The organism is Pseudomonas marginalis (assembly GCF_024169655.1).
Lineage (GTDB): Bacteria > Pseudomonadota > Gammaproteobacteria > Pseudomonadales > Pseudomonadaceae > Aquipseudomonas > Aquipseudomonas paraveronii.
This window is the reverse complement of the sequence record NZ_JALJWV010000001.1, coordinates 6,060,353-6,077,758: the sequence shown is the minus strand read 5'-3', so window position 1 is coordinate 6,077,758 and position 17,406 is coordinate 6,060,353. Positions and strand designations below refer to the sequence as shown.

General features: G+C 60.8%; 19 protein-coding genes and 1 pseudogene. 7 read left to right on the top strand and 13 right to left on the bottom strand.

All coding sequences use genetic code 11. From position 1 onward, the window contains the following. Positions 1–60 precede the first annotated feature (60 nt). A complete protein-coding gene (locus J2Y83_RS28195) occupies positions 61–912 on the top strand; it encodes an SDR family oxidoreductase (protein WP_247398370.1) in 852 nt (283 codons plus the stop codon). Between the two features lie 63 nt (positions 913–975). Here J2Y83_RS28195 and J2Y83_RS28190 read toward each other — a convergent pair whose 3' ends face one another. The 6 genes from J2Y83_RS28190 to J2Y83_RS28165 all read right to left on the bottom strand — a co-directional run bounded on the left by J2Y83_RS28190 (position 976) and on the right by J2Y83_RS28165 (position 6,272). Then, the gene (locus J2Y83_RS28190; protein WP_247398368.1) at positions 976–1,719 is read right to left on the bottom strand and encodes a hypothetical protein; all 744 of its coding nucleotides are present in this window, start codon (positions 1,717–1,719) and stop codon (positions 976–978) included. Positions 1,720–1,775: 56 nt separating this feature from the next. Next, complete coding sequence (locus J2Y83_RS28185) at positions 1,776–2,156, bottom strand: RidA family protein (RefSeq protein ID WP_003176922.1); 381 nt, start codon at positions 2,154–2,156, stop codon at positions 1,776–1,778. A gap of 24 nt (positions 2,157–2,180) precedes the next feature. Continuing rightward, complete coding sequence (spoT, locus tag J2Y83_RS28180) at positions 2,181–4,286, bottom strand: bifunctional GTP diphosphokinase/guanosine-3',5'-bis pyrophosphate 3'-pyrophosphohydrolase (RefSeq protein WP_253400124.1); 2,106 nt, start codon at positions 4,284–4,286, stop codon at positions 2,181–2,183. A gap of 60 nt (positions 4,287–4,346) precedes the next feature. Next, positions 4,347–4,610: a DNA-directed RNA polymerase subunit omega gene (gene rpoZ, locus J2Y83_RS28175; protein WP_247398362.1), complete on the bottom strand. Its 264-nt coding sequence runs from the start codon at positions 4,608–4,610 to the stop codon at positions 4,347–4,349. Between the two features lie 167 nt (positions 4,611–4,777). Further along, entirely contained in the window at positions 4,778–5,398 is a 621-nt protein-coding gene (gene gmk / locus J2Y83_RS28170) for a guanylate kinase (protein ID WP_253400123.1), read from the bottom strand. A gap of 10 nt (positions 5,399–5,408) precedes the next feature. Next, positions 5,409–6,272: a YicC/YloC family endoribonuclease gene (locus J2Y83_RS28165; protein ID WP_247398358.1), complete on the bottom strand. Its 864-nt coding sequence runs from the start codon at positions 6,270–6,272 to the stop codon at positions 5,409–5,411. Positions 6,273–6,501: 229 nt separating this feature from the next. Here J2Y83_RS28165 and rph point away from each other — a divergent pair, with 229 nt between their 5' ends. Beyond that, complete coding sequence (rph, locus tag J2Y83_RS28160) at positions 6,502–7,224, top strand: ribonuclease PH (protein WP_016975928.1); 723 nt, start codon at positions 6,502–6,504, stop codon at positions 7,222–7,224. A 22-nt stretch (positions 7,225–7,246) separates the two neighbouring features. Then, positions 7,247–7,615 carry a DUF4870 domain-containing protein gene (locus J2Y83_RS28155; protein WP_017846057.1) on the top strand — a complete coding sequence of 123 codons (369 nt, stop codon included), beginning with the start codon at positions 7,247–7,249 and terminating at the stop codon, positions 7,613–7,615. Between the two features lie 60 nt (positions 7,616–7,675). On the opposite strand, the gene J2Y83_RS28150 is transcribed toward J2Y83_RS28155, so the two are convergent. After that, positions 7,676–8,455, bottom strand: a complete 780-nt coding sequence (locus J2Y83_RS28150) for an exodeoxyribonuclease III (protein ID WP_003195493.1) — start codon at positions 8,453–8,455, stop codon at positions 7,676–7,678. Positions 8,456–8,537: 82 nt separating this feature from the next. Between J2Y83_RS28150 and pyrE the strand changes: the two genes are divergently transcribed. Further along, positions 8,538–9,185 (top strand): orotate phosphoribosyltransferase, encoded by a 648-nt coding sequence (gene pyrE, locus J2Y83_RS28145; protein ID WP_017846056.1) that lies wholly within the window; start codon positions 8,538–8,540, stop codon positions 9,183–9,185. Positions 9,186–9,332: 147 nt separating this feature from the next. Here the strand turns inward: pyrE and argB are convergent, their stop codons facing one another. The 4 genes and pseudogenes from argB to coaBC form a co-directional block, all read right to left on the bottom strand. Then, on the bottom strand, positions 9,333–10,238 hold the full coding sequence (argB, locus tag J2Y83_RS28140) for an acetylglutamate kinase (RefSeq protein ID WP_017846055.1): 906 nt from the start codon (positions 10,236–10,238) through the stop codon (positions 9,333–9,335). Between the two features lie 22 nt (positions 10,239–10,260). After that, positions 10,261–11,667 (bottom strand): annotated as a pseudogene (locus tag J2Y83_RS28135) (phosphomannomutase/phosphoglucomutase); the annotation flags it as partial. Positions 11,668–11,931: 264 nt separating this feature from the next. Next, the gene (gene dut / locus J2Y83_RS28130; protein WP_017846053.1) at positions 11,932–12,387 is read right to left on the bottom strand and encodes a dUTP diphosphatase; all 456 of its coding nucleotides are present in this window, start codon (positions 12,385–12,387) and stop codon (positions 11,932–11,934) included. Between the two features lie 5 nt (positions 12,388–12,392). Continuing rightward, entirely contained in the window at positions 12,393–13,601 is a 1,209-nt protein-coding gene (gene coaBC, locus J2Y83_RS28125; RefSeq protein WP_017846052.1) for a bifunctional phosphopantothenoylcysteine decarboxylase/phosphopantothenate--cysteine ligase CoaBC, read from the bottom strand. A gap of 143 nt (positions 13,602–13,744) precedes the next feature. Between coaBC and radC the strand changes: the two genes are divergently transcribed. After that, positions 13,745–14,419: a RadC family protein gene (gene radC, locus J2Y83_RS28120; RefSeq protein WP_253400122.1), complete on the top strand. Its 675-nt coding sequence runs from the start codon at positions 13,745–13,747 to the stop codon at positions 14,417–14,419. Between the two features lie 44 nt (positions 14,420–14,463). Here the strand turns inward: radC and J2Y83_RS28115 are convergent, their stop codons facing one another. Then, on the bottom strand, positions 14,464–16,056 hold the full coding sequence (locus J2Y83_RS28115) for an ABC transporter substrate-binding protein (protein ID WP_253400121.1): 1,593 nt from the start codon (positions 16,054–16,056) through the stop codon (positions 14,464–14,466). A 458-nt stretch (positions 16,057–16,514) separates the two neighbouring features. On the opposite strand from J2Y83_RS28115, the gene rpmB reads away from it, so the two are divergent. After that, the gene (rpmB, locus tag J2Y83_RS28110) at positions 16,515–16,748 is read left to right on the top strand and encodes a 50S ribosomal protein L28 (RefSeq protein ID WP_003176907.1); all 234 of its coding nucleotides are present in this window, start codon (positions 16,515–16,517) and stop codon (positions 16,746–16,748) included. An 11-nt stretch (positions 16,749–16,759) separates the two neighbouring features. Then, entirely contained in the window at positions 16,760–16,915 is a 156-nt protein-coding gene (gene rpmG, locus J2Y83_RS28105) for a 50S ribosomal protein L33 (protein WP_003176906.1), read from the top strand. Positions 16,916–16,986: 71 nt separating this feature from the next. Here the strand turns inward: rpmG and J2Y83_RS28100 are convergent, their stop codons facing one another. Then, positions 16,987–17,349: a cupin domain-containing protein gene (locus J2Y83_RS28100; RefSeq protein WP_247398331.1), complete on the bottom strand. Its 363-nt coding sequence runs from the start codon at positions 17,347–17,349 to the stop codon at positions 16,987–16,989. Between the last annotated feature and the right edge of the window lie 57 nt (positions 17,350–17,406).

Sequence of the window (17,406 nt, the reverse complement as noted above, 5' to 3'; positions counted from 1 at the left end):
TTTTCTGGCCGCTGGTCTCTTGTGACGGCTAATCTAGACCTTTCAGTTCGGAGTTTTGTGATGTCTGCGCCTTCTGTTGTGATTGCCGGTTGTGGCGATGTGGGGAGCCGGCTGGCCAGCCAATTACTCGCCTCGGAATGGGAGGTTCATGGCCTGCGGCGCGATATTTCGCGCCTGCCCGACGGCGTGATCGGCATTGCCGGTGACCTGTTCAATAAGGATTGCCCTGACACCTGGCCGATTGGCGGGGTGGATTACCTGGTGTATTGCGCGGCGGCGACGGATCACGACGAAGCCGGTTATCGCGCCGCGTATGTGCAAGGGTTGCAGCATGTGTTGGAGTGGTTGACGGATTACGGCCAGGAGCCCAAGCATCTGCTATTTGTGTCCAGCAGCAGTGTGTATGGGCAGCAGCAGGGCGAATGGGTCGACGAGACGTCTGAGACCCAGGCAAAAGGCTATTCCGGGCAGGTGATGCTGGAGGCCGAGCAAGTGGCGCTGAACAGCGGCATTCCGGCGAGCATCGTGCGGTTGACGGGGATCTATGGGCCGGGCCGTGAGTGGCTGCTGACTCAGGTGCGCCAGGGTTATCGCGTGGCGATCGATCCGCCCTTATATGGCAATCGGATTCACGCCGATGATGCGGCGGGCCTGCTGGCGTTTTTGTTGCGGCATGTGGAGCAGGGCGGTTCGCTGGATCAGATCTATATCGGTGTTGATGACGCGCCGGCGCCGCTGGCCGAGGTGGTGGCCTGGTTGCGCGATTACCTGGGTGTGACGCAGTGGTCCGAGGACGCCAGTGTGCGCCGTGCCGGGAGCAAGCAATGCAGCAACGCCCGGGCGAAGGCGTTGGGCTGGGTGCCGACGTATCCGAGTTATCGTGAAGGCTATGCGGCGATCCTGAAGGGCTGAGCCGCGTTCAGAAAGGGTGGGAGGGAGCAAGCTCCTCCCACATTCAGATCTGTGTGATGGCGGTTATTGTTTTTCCAGTAACCACTGGCGTGGCCCTGGTGTAAACGAGGGCACTTCATCAGCCTGCGCGGTGTTGATCGCCTGGAAGATTTCCAGTTGCTTGCCCTTGCGTGCAAAGATCCACGGATTACCCACGCCGTGCTGTTGCAGCCACATGCTGTCGTAGCCGCCGCTCATGGAGGCGCAATCACCCGCCAGGCACAACGAATATCGATCGGCGCCCGGCAGGCCGGCGACTTGGCCGTTGGCCTGGAACTGCACGATGGCGCCTTCACCATTGCCGCTGGCTATTTTCCAGTCGCCGCCCATATAAGCGGCGTACAGCGCGCGCTCGAAGTTGGCGCCCAATGGCGCGCCTTCCGGTGCGGGTTCCTTGGCGCGGGCAAACAGCTGTTCGGGCTCATTGTCGTTGGCCACTTGCAGCAGTTGCCTGCTTTTGCGCTTGAGTTCAGTGGCGGCGCTGCCGTAAAAGTCGACGCTCCAGGCGCCAGGCTTCTCACTGAGCAACTTGCCTTCCGCTACTTCAAAACCGTTGTAGTAGCGGGCCTGCAAAGCCTTGGTGTTGACGTCCCATTCGAGGTTCGGACCAAAGCTCTGCAGTGCTTCACGCAAAGGGCCGCCCTTGGCTGCCGCGTCGATGGCAACCTGGTTGATCCAGGTGCCGCTCACATCCAGGTCGGCAGGGTTGCTGGCGCAGCCGCCGAGCAACAGGGCGAGCAACGAAGAGGCTACTAGCGCTTTGCGCATCATGAAATCCTTTTAAAACGAAGTCGGCGCAGCCTGTGGAGGCTGCGCCGGGTGTTTTACTCGATGACCAGAATCGCGTCCATCTCAACCTGTGCGCCCTTTGGCAGGGCAGCAACGCCGATGGCGGCGCGGGCTGGGTAAGGCTGTTCGAAGTACTTGCCCATGATCTCGTTGACCTTGGCGAAGTGGCTCAGGTCGGTGAGGAAGATGTTCAGCTTGACGATGTCCTTGAACGAACCACCGGCAGCTTCGGCGACCGACTTGAGGTTTTCGAAGACCTGTACGGTTTGTGCTTCGAAGCCTTCAACCAGTTCCATGGTCTTTGGGTCCAGCGGGATCTGGCCGGACATGTAGACGGTGTTGCCCGCCTTGATCGCCTGGGAGTAGGTGCCGATGGCGGCTGGGGCTTTGTCGCTGGTGATAACAGTCTTGGTCATGAATGACTCCTTGTAAGAGGTGGGCTATGCACGCATGCGGGTGATGCGGATCACACCGGTCAAGGCGCGCAGTTTCTTGATCACGCGGGCCAGGTGTACGCGGTCGTGTACGCTGACCACCAGTTGGACCACGCTGATGCGACCATCGCGCTCGTCCATGCTGATTTTTTCGATATTGCCGTCGGCCGCGTTGACGCTGCTGGCCAGCAGGGCGATCAGGCCGCGTTGGTGCTCCAGCTCTACCCGCAGCTCGACGTTGAATTCACCGGTGACATCCTTGGCCCACGAGAGCTGGATGCATTTTTCCGGGTTGTGGCGGATTTCGCTGATATTGCGGCAGTTGTCCAGGTGGACCACCATGCCTTTGCCCGCCGACAGGTGACCGACAATCGGGTCGCCCGGGATCGGCGTGCAGCACTTGGCGTAGCTGAGCACCAGGCCCTCGGTGCCGCGAATCGCCAGCGGACCTTCCGGGCTTGGCAATTGCTCGCCTTCGCCGAGCAGGCGACGGGCGACCACATAGGCCATGCGGTTGCCCAGGCCGATGTCTTCGAGCAGGTCTTCGATGGTTTCCTGGCGGTACTCGTTGAGCATCGCTTGCACGCGTTCGCCGGGGATCTTCTCCAGGGCGCTGTCGAAACCGTTGAGCACCTTGTTCAACAAGCGTTCGCCCAGGCTGATGGACTCGGAGCGGCGCTGCAGTTTCAAGGCGTGACGAATATGAGTACGCGCCTTGCCGGTGACCACGAAGTTGAGCCATGCCGGGTTCGGCCGGGCGCCCGGTGCGCTGACGATCTCCACGGTGGAGCCGCTTTGCAGCGGTTCCGACAGCGGGGCCAGGCGCCGGTTGATGCGGCAGGCGATGCAACTGTTGCCGACATCGGTGTGTACGGCGTAGGCAAAGTCGACCGCCGTGGAGCCTTTTGGCAGCTCCATGATCCGGCCCTTGGGCGTGAACACGTAGACCTCGTCCGGGAACAGGTCGATCTTCACGCTTTCGATGAATTCCAGGGAGTTGCCCGCACGTTGCTGCATTTCCAGCACGCCTTTGACCCACTGGCGGGCGCGGGCGTGGGTGCCTTTGGACTGCTCGTCGCCGCTGGACTTGTACAGCCAATGGGCGGCGATGCCGTTGTTGGCCATCTCTTCCATTTCCCGAGTGCGGATCTGGATCTCGATCGGCACCCCATGCATACCGAACAGCGTGGTATGCAGCGACTGATAGCCGTTGGCCTTGGGAATGGCAATGTAGTCCTTGAAGCGTCCCGGCAGGGGTTTGTACAAATTATGTACAGCGCCCAGTACGCGGTAGCAGGTGTCGACCTTGTCGACGATGATCCGGAACGCATACACGTCCATGATCTCGTTGAAGGCCCGGCGCTTGCCGCGCATCTTCTTGTAGATGCCGTAGATGTGCTTCTGCCGCCCGCTGACCTCGCCCTCGATCTCGTCGATCGCCAGGCAATGGCTCAGGGACTCTTCGATCTTGTTGACGATTTCCTTGCGGTTGCCCCGGGCGCGCTTGACCGCCTGGTAGATGCGCGCCGAACGCATCGGGTACATGGCCTTGAAACCGAGGTCTTCGAATTCGATACGAATGGCGTGCATGCCCAGCCGGTTGGCGATGGGCGCGTAGATTTCCAGCGTTTCCTTGGCGATGCGCCGGCGTTTTTCGCCGGACAGCACTTCCAGCGTGCGCATGTTGTGCAGCCGGTCGGCGAGCTTGACCAGAATCACCCGGATATCCCGGGCCATGGCCATCGCCATCTTCTGGAAGTTTTCCGCCTGGGCTTCGGCCTTGGTCTCGAAGTTCATCTGGGTCAGTTTGCTGACCCCATCGACCAGTTCGGCCACGGTGTCGCCAAATTGCGCGCAGAGCGCTTCTTTGGCGATGCCGGTGTCTTCGATCACGTCATGCAGCATCGCGGCCATCAGGCTCTGATGGTCCATGTGCATGTCGGCCAGAATATTGGCCACCGCAAGAGGATGGGTGACATACGCCTCGCCGCTGCGGCGGCGTTGGCCGTCGTGGGCTTGTTCGGCGTAGAAATACGCTCGGCGGACCAGGTTGACCTGGTCTGGGCCGAGGTAGGTCGATAAGCGATCGGCGAGGGCGTCTATGCTCGGCAAAGGATGAGCTCCTGCCGCGGGCATTGACACCGTGCCGTGCTACGTCGACCAGGCATAGGCTTAGGCGTCCTCGTTGGACTCGCCTTCGAACGCGGCAAACAGCGGTTCGTCTTCAACGATTTCGGCGTTGGCGATGAACTCGTAGCTCATCAGGCCTTCAGCGATTTCACGCAGGGCGACAACGGTAGGCTTGTCGTTTTCCCACTGGACCAGGGGCTCTTTGCCGCCAGTGGCCAGTTGACGGGCACGCTTGGTAGAGAGCATGACCAGCTCAAAGCGGTTTGCCACGTGGTCTAGGCAGTCTTCAACGGTTACGCGGGCCATGATATTCCTCGGAGCGAATGCAAGATGCGCGCTGCCCGGTTGGGCGAGCGGACTAAACAGTTTAAAAAATCACCAGCGTTTAGGGAAGCGCTGATTTCTCCCAGGCCCTCGCAAAACCGCTGCAAGTGCCAATGTAAGGCCCTCGCAGCTATTTTGGGAAGAGCTAATCAACCGAGCAGTTCGGCCAATAATTTACCAAAACGCTGCTGTTGGCGCTTCTGCTGGAGCTGATTGGCGCGGAAAATCGCCTTCAAATCGTCCAGCGCGTGGGCAAAATCGTCATTGATGATCAGGTAGTCGTAGTCGACGTAGTGGCTCATTTCGCTGACGGCTTCACGCATGCGGCCTTCGATGATCGCGTGGCTGTCCTGGCCTCGGTTGGTCAGGCGTTCGTGCAAGGCTTCGAGCGACGGCGGCAGGATGAAGATCGACCGCGCCTTGGGCATCAGTTGGCGCACTTGTTCGGCGCCCTGCCAGTCGATCTCCAGGATCAGGTCGTGGCCTTCATCCAGGGTTTGTTGCAGGTGGCTTTGCGACGTGCCATAGAGGTTGCCGAACACTTCGGCGCGCTCAAGGAAGGCGCCGTGCTCGATCATCTTGACGAATTCGGTGCGCTCGACGAAGTGATAGTGGACGCCGTTCACCTCGCCCGGACGCATGGCGCGGGTGGTGTGGGACACCGAGATGCGGATCTGTTCTTCAGCCTCGGTCAAGGCCTTGACCAGGCTGCTCTTGCCCGCGCCCGAAGGGGCGGAAATGATGTAAAGGGTGCCGGTGCTGTGGGTCATGGAGGTTGCCTTACTCAATATTCTGTACTTGTTCGCGCATCTGCTCGATCAACACTTTGAGGTTGACCGCCGCCGTGGTGCTGCGCGGATCGAACGCCTTGGAGCCCAGTGTATTGGCTTCGCGGTTGAGTTCTTGCATCAGGAAGTCCAGGCGCCGACCAGCGGCGCCGCCGGACTTGAGCACGCGGCGTACTTCAAGGATGTGGGTACTCAGGCGGTCGAGCTCTTCGGCGACGTCGCTCTTCTGCGCCAGCAGGACCATTTCCTGCTCCAGGCGCACCGGATCGAGGTCGGCCTTCATATCGGCGAAGCGGTCGAGGACCTTCTGGCGCTGGGTCGCGAGCATCTGCGGCACCAGCTCGCGCAGGGTGACCACGTCGGCTTCAATCGAGGTCAAGCGCTCGTTGATCAGCCGGGCCAGTTCGGCGCCTTCGCGCTCGCGGCCGGCCTTGAGTTCCTTCAAGCCCTGGGTGAACAGGGCAAGGGCTTCGGCATTGAGGGCTTGCGGGTCGCTGGCGTCAGCCACCAGCACGCCGGGCCAGGCCAGTACTTCCAGCGGGTTCAGCGCGGCCGGCTGTTTGATCAGGCCGGCGATGGTTTCGGCGGCGGCGACCAGTTGCGCGGCGCGCTCGCGGTCGACCTGCAGCGGTTTGCCGGTGGTTTCCTCGGTAAAGCGCAGGGTGCATTCCAGCTTGCCGCGGGAAATGCCCTGGCGCAGTGCCTCACGTACCGCGCCTTCGAGGTCGCGGAACGATTCCGGCAGGCGCAGGTGCGGCTCCAGGTAGCGGCTGTTGACCGAGCGCAGTTCCCAGCTCAGGGTGCCTTGGGCGCCGGCTTTTTCGACGCGGGCGAAGGCGGTCATGCTGTGCACCATGGAGGTACCTCGCGTTGCAGTCCCGCGATAGCGGGCTGATAGGTAAATTGAAGCCGACAGGCTGCGAAGGCGCAGGAGTGTAGCGCAGTGGGACGATTGGCCCCAAACCCTGGCACTGACAAAGCACCGCCAGTCGACGATTCGTAACCGGATTTTTTAGACGTGCCCCGAATCGGCTCGCGGCTCTATAATGCTCGGCAGTTTTTCGTCCTCCGTACAGGTATCCCCTATGAAACGTCCAAGTGGTCGCGCTGCCGATCAGCTCCGCTCGATCCGCATCACCCGCAACTACACCAAACACGCCGAGGGATCTGTACTGGTCGAGTTTGGCGATACCAAGGTGATCTGCACCGTCAGCGTCGAAAACGGCGTGCCGCGTTTCCTCAAGGGCCAGGGCCAGGGTTGGTTGACCGCCGAATACGGCATGCTGCCGCGTGCCACCGGCGAGCGTAACCAGCGTGAAGCCAGCCGTGGCAAGCAAGGCGGCCGTACCCTGGAAATCCAGCGCCTGATCGGCCGTTCGTTGCGCGCTGCGCTGGACATGTCCAAGCTGGGCGACGTGACCCTGTATGTCGACTGCGACGTGATCCAGGCCGACGGCGGCACGCGTACTGCCTCCATCACCGGTGCCATGGTTGCACTCGTCGACGCGCTGAAAGTGATCAAGAAACGTGGCGGCCTGAAGGGCGGCGACCCGCTCAAGCAGATGATCGCCGCTGTGTCGGTGGGCATGTACCAGGGCGAGCCTGTGCTGGACCTGGACTACCTGGAAGACTCGGCCGCCGAGACCGACCTGAACGTGGTGATGACCAGCACCGGTGGTTTCATCGAAGTGCAGGGTACCGCCGAAGGTGCGCCATTCCAGCCGGCAGAGCTGAATGCCATGCTGGCCCTGGCGCAGAAAGGCATGACCGAGATTTTCGAGCTGCAGAACGCCGCGCTGGCCGACTGAGCCAGCTTCAAGGAGAAGCGCCATGAGTGACAGCCAATTGCCGGTTCCGGCACCGTCCAAGGAAGTGCGCCAGTGGGCGATGTTGTGTCACTTCGCGGCGTTTCTGGGGTTGGTGTTCCCTTTCGGCAGCCTGTTGGGGCCGTTGATCCTGTGGCAGATCAAGAAGGACATGGACCCGCTGATCGATGATCAGGGCAAGGAAGCCCTGAATTTCCAGATCACCGTGGCCATCGCCTGGCTGGTCTGCATGGTGCTCGGGTTTGTGGTGATCGGCTTTCTGTTGATGTTGATCCTGGTGGTCGCGGCATTGGTGCTGACGATCATTGGCGGGATCAAGGCCAACAACGGCACGGCCTACCGCTACCCGTGGACCTGGCGGCTGATCAAGTAACCAGGCGCGCACAAAAAAACCGACAGCGATGTCGGTTTTTTTTGTGCCTGGGCAAAGACCTCAGATGGTCAGTGTCCAGTCGTAGTCCACGATCAGCGGCGCGTGCTGCGAGAAGCGCGGCTGGCGCGGCAGGCGTGCGCTGCGCACAAAGCGGCGCAGACCCGGGGTCAGCAGCTGGTAGTCGAAACGCCAGCCCAGGTTGAGCATCTCAGCCTGTTCGTTGTCGGGCCACCAGCTGTACTGGTCGCCTTCACGGCTGACTTCGCGCAGGGCATCGACATAGCCCATGTTGCCGACAATCTCGTCCATCCAGGCCCGTTCCGGCGCCAGGAAGCCCGGGGATTGCTGGCTGTCGCGCCAGTTCTTGATATCCAGCTTCTGTTGCGCCACGTACAGCGAGCCACAATAAATGTACTCGCGACGTTTGCGTCGCTGTTTATCCAGATAACGGGCGAAGTCGTCCATTAGCTTGAACTTCTGGTTCAAGTCTTCATCGCCGTTCTGCCCCGAAGGGAGCAGCAAGGTCGCGATGCTGACCTTGTCGAAATCGGCTTGCAGGTAGCGCCCGTAGCGGTCGGCTGTCTCGAAGCCGAGGCCGCTGATGACCGCCTTGGGTTGCAACCGCGAGTACAAAGCCACGCCACCTTGGGTGGGCACTTCGGCATCGCAGGCATAAAGGAAGTAGCCATCCAGTTGGAAGGCTGGATCGTCCAGTTCAAAGGCGGAGGCGCGGGTGTCCTGCAGGCAGATGACGTCGGCATTCTGGGCTTGCAGCCAACTGAGCAAACCACGCTCGACTGCAGCCTGAATACCATTAACGTTCACACTGATGATCCGCATAAATGGCCCCAAAAATCGCGTGCGTGTATGATACACGCCGTCTACCTAATTAGCTAAAGCCGTGGTATCTGAGGTTTTTTTCATGCAGGCGTATCAACGCGATTTCATTCGTTTTGCCATCGATCGCGGTGTTTTGCGCTTCGGTGAGTTCACCCTCAAGTCCGGGCGCACCAGCCCGTATTTCTTCAATGCAGGCTTGTTCAACTCGGGTTCGGCCCTGGCTCAGCTGGGGCGTTTCTACGCGGCAGCCATCGTTGAAAGCGGTATTTCCTTCGACGTTCTGTTCGGTCCGGCCTACAAGGGCATCCCCCTGGCCGCCGCGACGGCCGTGGCGTTGGCTGAACACCATGGGCGCGATCTGCCGTGGTGCTTCAACCGCAAGGAAGCCAAGGCCCATGGCGAAGGCGGTAGCCTGGTGGGCGCGCCGCTGACCGGCAACGTGCTGATCATCGACGACGTGATCACTGCAGGCACCGCCATCCGTGAAGTGATGCAGATCATCGCGTCCCAGGAGGGTGCCAAGGCGGCAGGCGTGCTGATCGCCTTGAACCGCCAGGAGCGCGGCAATGGTGAATTGTCGGCGATCCAGGAAGTGGAGCGCGATTTCGGCATCCCGGTGGTGAGCATCGTGTCGTTGAACCAGGTGTTGCAGTTCCTCGAAGACGATCCGCAGCTCAAGCAGCATTTGCCGGCGGTGCGGGCGTACCGCGAGCAATTCGGCGTCCAGTAACCGCCGCACAACAAAAAGCCCCACCCCTGTAGGAGCGAGCTTGCTCGCGAAGAACGCCAACGATGACGCGTTTATTCTGGATGAACGCGGCGCCTTTACGTTTTTCGCGAGCAAGCTCGCTCCTACAGAGGGTGGGGCTTTTTGTGTTTAAGGACGCTTGCGATTACTGATCAGCGTGCCCACACCGGTATCGGTGAAGATTTCCAGCAGGATCGCATTCGGTACGCGGCCATCAAGGATCAGTGAGCTGCCGACGCCGCCCTGTACCGCTTCCAGCGCACAACGGATCTTCGGCAGCATGCCGCCGTAGATGGTGCCATCGGCGATCAACTCGTCCACTTGTTGGGTGGTCAGGCCGGTCAGCACCTTGCCTTGCTTGTCCATCAAGCCCGCAATGTTAGTCAGCAGCATCAGCTTTTCAGCCTTCAGCGCTTCGGCCACTTTGCCGGCCACCAGGTCGGCGTTGATGTTGTAGGACTCACCGTTGGCGCCCACGCCGATCGGTGCGATAACCGGGATGAAATCGCCTTTGACCAGCAGGTTCAGCAAGTCGGTGTTGATACCGATCACTTCGCCCACCTGGCCGATGTCGATGATTTCCGGCTGGGTCATTTCCGGCGTCTGACGGGTCACGGTCAGTTTTTTCGCGCGGATCAGCTCCGCGTCCTTGCCGGTCAGGCCAATCGCGCTGCCGCCGTGGCGGTTGATCAGGTTGACGATGTCTTTGTTCACCTGGCCGCCGAGGACCATCTCCACCACGTCCATGGTCTGCGCGTCAGTGACACGCATGCCATCGATGAAGTGACTTTCGATCGACAAGCGCTTGAGCAGATCGCCGATCTGCGGGCCGCCGCCGTGGACCACCACCGGGTTGATCCCCACGGCTTTCATCAGCACGATATCGCGGGCAAAGCCGGTTTTCAGCTCGTCGCTTTCCATCGCATTGCCGCCGTATTTGATCACCAGCGTCTTGCCGACGTAGCGTCGAATGTAGGGCAGCGCTTCGGACAGGACCTTGGCGGTGTTGGCAGCGGCTTCGCGTTCGAGGGTCATTCAGGGCTCCGGTGCAAAAAAATCAGAACGGTAATTGGAGATCAGGGGCAACACGTTTCAACTGGGCGTGGAACACGTCCTTGATGCGCTGCAACTCAGCCTCGGTATCCGCCTCGAAACGCAGCACCAGCACCGGTGTGGTGTTGGACGCGCGAACCAGGCCCCAGCCTTTGGCGTAATCGACTCGCACACCATCAATGGAGGTCAGGTTGGCGCCTTCGCCCCATTGCGCATCGTGCAATGCGTCAATGATGCTGAATTTGCTCTCTTCGGTCACATGGATATTGATCTCTGGCGTAGAAATATCATTCGGGAAGGTCTGAAACAGCTCCTGCGCCGTGGATTTTTCCTTGCTGAGGATCTCCAGCAGACGAGCGGCGCTGTAAATGCCGTCGTCAAACCCGAACCAACGCTCTTTGAAGAACACGTGGCCGCTCATTTCGCCGGCCAGCAGCGCGCCGGTTTCTTTCATTTTCTTTTTGATCAACGAATGACCGGTCTTCCACATTAGCGGGCGACCGCCGTACTCCTTGATCAGCGGCGTCAGGCGACGGGTGCATTTCACGTCGAAGATGATTTCGGCATTCGGGTTGCGCGCCAGCACATCACGGGCAAACAGCATCAGCAGGCGGTCGGCGAATACGTTTTCGCCGGTGTTGGTCACCACGCCCACGCGGTCGCCGTCGCCGTCGAAGGCCAGGCCTACGTCGGCCCCGGTTTCCTTGACCTTGGCGATCAGGTCCACCAGGTTTTCAGGCTTGCCCGGGTCCGGGTGGTGGTTGGGGAAGTTGCCGTCGACGTCGCAGAACAACGGCACCACTTCGCAGTTCAGGGCTTCGAGCAGTTGCGGGGCGATCACGCCGGCCGCGCCGTTGCCGCAGTCCACCACCACTTTCAGGCGACGTGCGAGTTTGACGTCACCGGTGATTTCGTCGGAGTAGCGCTGAAGAATGTCGACCTTGGTGATGCTGCCTTTGCCGCTGGTCAGGTTGTTGGTTTTCAGGCGTGTGTGCAGGGCCTGGATCTGTTCGTTGGCCAGGGTGTCGCCGGCGATGACGATCTTGAAGCCGTTGTAGTCCGAAGGGTTGTGGCTGCCGGTGAGCATCACCCCGGATTTGCCGGCCAGCACGTTGGCGGCGTAGTACAGCGCCGGGGTCGGCACCAGGCCGACGTCGCTGACATGGCAACCGCTGTCGGCCAGGCCCTGGATCAATTGTTCCACCAACTCGGGGCCGGACAGGCGGCCGTCACGGCCAACCGAAACGTTTGGCTCATCCTGGGCCAGGCTTTGGGCGCCGATGGCGCGGCCAATCCAGTAAGCGGTTTCGGCGGTCAGGGTCTTGGGCACCACACCACGGATGTCATAGGCGCGGAAGATGCTGTCGGGAAAGGTCGGTGCTACTCGGGCGGCGGTACTCATCGCGGGGGAAACTCCATCTGAGAGAGGCAAGGCTGGCCTTAATGCGGCTGACCGGCAGGCTTAAACTGAAGGGTATGACGGCGTTTTCGGTGCAGAGTTCGTGGTGCAAAAAGGCCATCGGAGCATCCGCTCCGCGCTTATGTTCGGGTAGTGCTTTGATTTTACTGAGAAAATATCGTTCGTCAGGTCCGCGCATTCTTCATCCTGAAAGGCCATGCGGTGGCGTCGGGCCGGACCGGGCCGGACAGTGGCGTCCGCCCCGGTTCAGCGTGGTCAGTGACTGCCGGAATGCCCAAAGCCGCCGGCACCGCGCTGGGTTGCGTCGAATTCTTGTACCAGTTCGAAGTGCGCCTGCACCACCGGCACCAGCACCAACTGCGCAATGCGCTCGCCGACGACGATGTTGAAGGCGGTCTGGCCACGGTTCCAGCACGACACCATCAACTCGCCCTGGTAGTCCGAGTCGATCAGGCCGACCAGGTTGCCCAGCACGATGCCGTGCTTATGGCCGAGGCCGGAGCGCGGCAGGATCAGCGCCGCCAGGCCCGGGTCGCCGACGTAGATCGACAGGCCGGTGGGAATCAGTAGGGTCTGGCCCGGCTCAAGGACGGTGTCTTCCTTGAGCATGGCGCGCAGGTCCAGGCCGGCGGAGCCCGGTGTGGCATAGGCCGGCAGTGGGAAGTCGGTGCCGATGCGGGGGTCGAGGATCTTGGCTTGCAAAGCGTGCATGTAAATTAAACCTGGTTCAGCCGTTGGGCGATAAAAGAGATCAGTTGGCGGGCAATCTTGCCCTTGCTGGTCTGGGCGAAAAGGGTGGCGTGCAGGTCGCGGTCGATCACGCTGCAGGCGTTTTCCTCGCTGTTGAAGCCGATGCTCGGGTTGGCGACATCATTGGCAACGATCAGGTCGAGATTTTTGTCTTTCAATTTGCGAGCGGCGTAGTCCAGCAAGTGCTCGGTCTCGGCGGCGAAACCGACGCTGAACGGGCGGTCCGGGCGGCTGGCGATGGTGGCCAGGATGTCCGGGTTGCGCACCATTTGCAGGAGCAGGCCGTCGCCGCTGGTAGGGTCTTTCTTGAGCTTTTGCGGGGCGACGACTTCCGGGCGGTAATCCGCAACCGCTGCCGAAGCGATAAACAGGTCGCAGGGAATGGCCGCCTCACAGGCCGCCAACATGTCCCGGGCGCTGACGACGTCGATTCGCGTGACGCGATCGGGGGTCGGCAAATGCACCGGGCCGGTGATGAGCGTCACGCGCGCGCCTGCCTCAACCGCCGCTTCAGCCAGGGCAAAGCCCATTTTCCCTGAGCTATGGTTGGTGATGTAGCGCACCGGGTCGATGTTTTCCTGGGTCGGGCCGGCGGTGATCAACACGTGCTTGCCGGTCAGGGCCAGGTGCTGGAAGCACTCGGCGGCGCACAGCGCCAGGTCGGTGGCTTCGAGCATGCGGCCCATGCCGACGTCGCCGCAGGCCTGGCTGCCGGAGGCCGGGCCGAACACCTTGAGACCACGGCTTTGCAGGAGTTGCGTGTTGGCTTGGGTGGCCGGGTCGCGCCACATGGCCTGGTTCATGGCCGGGGCGATGGCGACGGTGGCGTCGGTGGCCAGGACCAGGGTGGTCAGCAGGTCATCGGCGATGCCTTGCGCCAGGCGGGCGATCAGGTCGGCGGTGGCCGGGGCGATCAGCACCAGATCGGCCCATTTGGCCAGTTCGATATGGCCCATGGCGGCTTCGGCGGCCGGGTCCAGCAGATCCAGGTGAACCGGGTGGCCGGACAAGGCCTGCATGGTCAGCGGGGTGATGAACTCACTGCCGCCGCGGGTCATGACCACGCGCACTTCGGCGCCCTGGTCGAGAAGCCTGCGAACCAGTTCTGCGCTCTTGTAGGCGGCAATGCCGCCGCCGACGCCGAGAACGATGCGTTTCCGATACAGACGCTGCATTGGTTTGCCTTTCCAGTTCAGTGAAGCCAGTTCAGTGACGCCTGCGACGCCCCCTCCCCAGGTGAAATCGCATGCAAAAAAGAGCGGCTACGATAACACAGCGTCCGCCGGGCAACAGCGGCACACATGCACAGGGAGGTGGGATGAGTATTCGTGATTGGCCGGCAGCAGAGCGGCCACGAGAGAAACTGTTGGAGGGGGGCGCGGCGAGTTTGTCCGACGCCGAACTGTTGGCAATCTTCCTGCGCACCGGGGTAACCGGGCGAAGCGCAGTGGACCTGGCACGCCATCTTCTCGCGCAGTTCGGTGGACTGCGCCCGTTGCTGGAGGCCAGTCAGGTGCTGTTCAACCAGCAGTTGGGGCTGGGGCCGGCAAAGTTTGCCCAACTGCAGGCGGTGCTGGAGATGTCCCGGCGCCACCTGGCCGAACAGTTGCGCGGTGACTCGGTGCTGGAAAGCCCGGTCGCTGTGCGTGACTACCTCAAGGCGCTGTTGCGCCACGAGCCTCACGAGATTTTCGGCTGCCTGTTTCTCGATTCAAAGCATCGGGTACTGGGTTTCGAGGCGTTGTTCCAGGGCACCATCGATGCCACCGTGGTTTACCCCCGGCAAGTGGTCAAGCGCGCCCTGGCGTACAACGCGGCGGCGTTGATCCTGTGCCACAACCATCCTTCGGGGAGCGTGGAGCCGAGTGCGGCTGATCGAAAATTGACCAAGATTCTGCAAAAAGCCTTGGAAGTGGTGGATGTACGGGTGCTGGATCACATCATCGTGGGGGATGGTGATCCATTGTCGATGGCGGAATACGGGTGGATGTAGGAGGGGAGCAGCTGCAAGCCTCAAGTGGGCTTGCAGCTTGCCGCTCAGGGCTTGACGCTGACCTTGGAGAAATCCTGCCGCCCAAACGGGCTCACCTGGTATCCCTCGACATTCTTGCGGGCCAGGGCGAACGCCGTCGGGTGCGCCAGCGGCAGCCACAGAGCCTGTTGCTGGATCTGTGCCTGGGCCTGTTGATACAGCTTGCTGCGCACTCCTTGCTCGCTGGTGGTCTTGCCGGCGCTGATGAGCTTGTCCAGGGCCGGGTCGCAATAGCGCGCAAAGTTGGTGCCGGATTTCAGCGCCGCGCAAGAGAACTGCGGCGTCAGGAAGTTATCCGGGTCGCCGTTGTCACCGGCCCAGCCCATGAACAGCAGGTCGTGTTCGCCGGCCTTGGCGCGGCGAATCAGCTCGCCCCATTCGATCACGCGGATCTCAGCCTGGATGCCGACCTTGGCCAGGTCCGCCTGCAGCAGTTGCGCGCCGAGGTTTGGGTTGGGGTTCAGCAGGCTGCCGGTGGGGCGTGTCCAGATTGTGGTCTTGAAGCCGTCCTTGAGCCCGGCGCGCTCCAGCAGCAGCTTGGCTTTGGCGATGTCCTGTGGATAACCCGGCAAATCCTTGGCGTAGCTCCAGGTGTTGGGCGGGTAGGGGCCGTTGGCGGCTTCGGCGGTGCCTTCGAACACCGCTTTGAGATAGCTGTTCTTGTCGAAGGCCAGGTTGATCGCTTGGCGCACTTCAGGCTTGTCCAGCGGCGGGTGCTGGCTGTTGATCGCGACGAATGCGGTCATGAATGCTGCGGTTTTTTCCACTTTGAGTGCGGGGTCTTTCTCGGCTTCGCCCACATCCAGCGGTTTGGGTGACAGTGCGATCTGGCATTCGTCGCGGTGCAGTTTCTGCAGGCGCACGTTCGCATCCGGGGTGATGGCGAAGATCAAGTTATCCACAGCCGGTTTGCCGGCGAAGTAGTCCGGGTTGGCTTTGTAGCGCACTACGGCATCTTTCTGGAACCGCGTGAAAATGAACGGGCCCGTACCGATAGGCTGGCTGTTGAGCTTCTCCGGGGTGCCGGCCTTGAGCAGCTTGTCGGCGTATTCGGCCGGGTAGATCGAGGCAAAACCCATGCTCAGCGCGGCGAGGAAAGTCGAGTCGGCGTGATCAAGGGTGAAGCGCACGGTCAGCGGGTCAAGGGCGTCGATCTTCTTGATCAGTGTCGGCAATTGCAGGGACTGAGCGTGGGGGAAACCGCTCTGGGCGATCTTGTGCCACGGGTTGGCCGGGTCGAGCATGCGCTCGAAGCTGAAGCGTACATCCTCGGCGGTCAGGGTGCGGCTTGGGGTGAAATAGTCGGTGCGGTGGAATTTTACGTTGGGGTGCAATTGGAAGGTGTAGGTCAGGCCGTCCGGCGACACTTCCCAACTGTCCGCCAGGCTTGGCACCAGTTTGCCGCTGGCCGCGTCATAGTCCACCAGGCTGTTCATCAGCACGTCGGCCGAGGCGTTGGTGGTGGTCAGCGAGTTGTACTGCACCACGTCGAACCCTTCGGGACTGGCCTCGGTACAAACGCTCAGATTGGTCGCCGCCAAGGCCTGCGACGCGATAAATAGAGGGGCTAGCAAAAGCGGTAGGGCAGCGAGGCGCATGTTCGGTTTCCTGTGCAGATCGAAGGCCCATCTGCGAGTGCAGTCTGGAAAAGTCCTACCGTAGTGGTCTGATTGATAAATGACTAGTCCATTTTTGCCTGTGCTTTTGCCTCAAATGCTGTTTTGATGGCGCCTCAGCGCGTTTCGCCGCGTACTTTTTGGTGCCGGCGGGCGTTGTAAATCATTCTGTGCGACGAGCGGTCGGCTATTGCAGCGGCCCCTCCTGGCAACGGTTCGGGCATCTGTCGCCGAGATTTACGCCGGTAAAAACACACGGGCTGTTGTTGCACTTGGGTCTTTCTGGTATAAAGCAGCGCTCTTTTCTAGGGGCCCGGTTCCTTCGCTTGTAGGTGTAGCCGGTAAGACCCTAAAGAAACGCGGCGCCTGGCGCCAAATGACTGAGAGATTAAGCGGCCAACCCATGCCGGGTTGGGCATGTGGTTTTAGAGGGCTGAGGCATGTCGAGAGTCTGTCAAGTTACCGGTAAGGGTCCGGTGACTGGGAATAACATTTCCCACGCAAATAACAAAACCCGTCGTCGTTTCCTGCCGAACCTGCAGCATCACCGCTTCTGGGTTGAAGAAGAGAAACGTTTTGTTCGCCTGCGTGTATCTGCCAAAGGCATGCGCATCATCGACAAGCGTGGCATCACTGTCGTGCTGGCCGAAATCCGTGCCGCTGGCAAGATCTAAGGAGCTCTATCATGCGTGAATTGATTCGAATGATCTCTAGCGCCGGTACTGGTCACTTCTACACTACCGACAAGAACAAGCGTACTACCCCGGACAAGCTCGAAAAGAAAATGTTCGACCCGCGCGTTCGCAAGCACGTGATCTACAAAGAAGGCAAAATCAAGTAATTGATTTTCTTCCTTGTGAAAAAAAGCCCGTATCTCACGATGCGGGCTTTTTTTTGCGTGGGATTTGTTGATCAGGCTTTCTGTTCGAACACCACGTAGATCTTGCGGCAGGGCTCCAGCACTTCCCAGGTGCCGCTGAAGCCGGCCGGGATCACGAAGCGGTCGCCGGCGCGCAAGGTCTTGGCGTTGCCCTCGGCATCGCGCAGTACGGAAACCCCCTGCACAATCTCGCAGTACTCATGCTCGGTGTAGTTGACCTTCCACTGCCCGACCTCACCTTCCCAGACCCCGGCGCTCATCTGGCCGCACGGGCTGTTGTAGTGGTTGTAGATCGTCTGCTCGGGATCGCCCTTGAGGATTTTCTCGGCAGCAGGGCGATAGCGATCGGCGGCGGTCTTGGCTTGGCTGAAATCGATGATGTCCTGGATGCTCATGTGCGTGTCCCGTCTGGCCTGCGGTTGGGGAGCCCAAAGTCTATGTTTATTAAAATG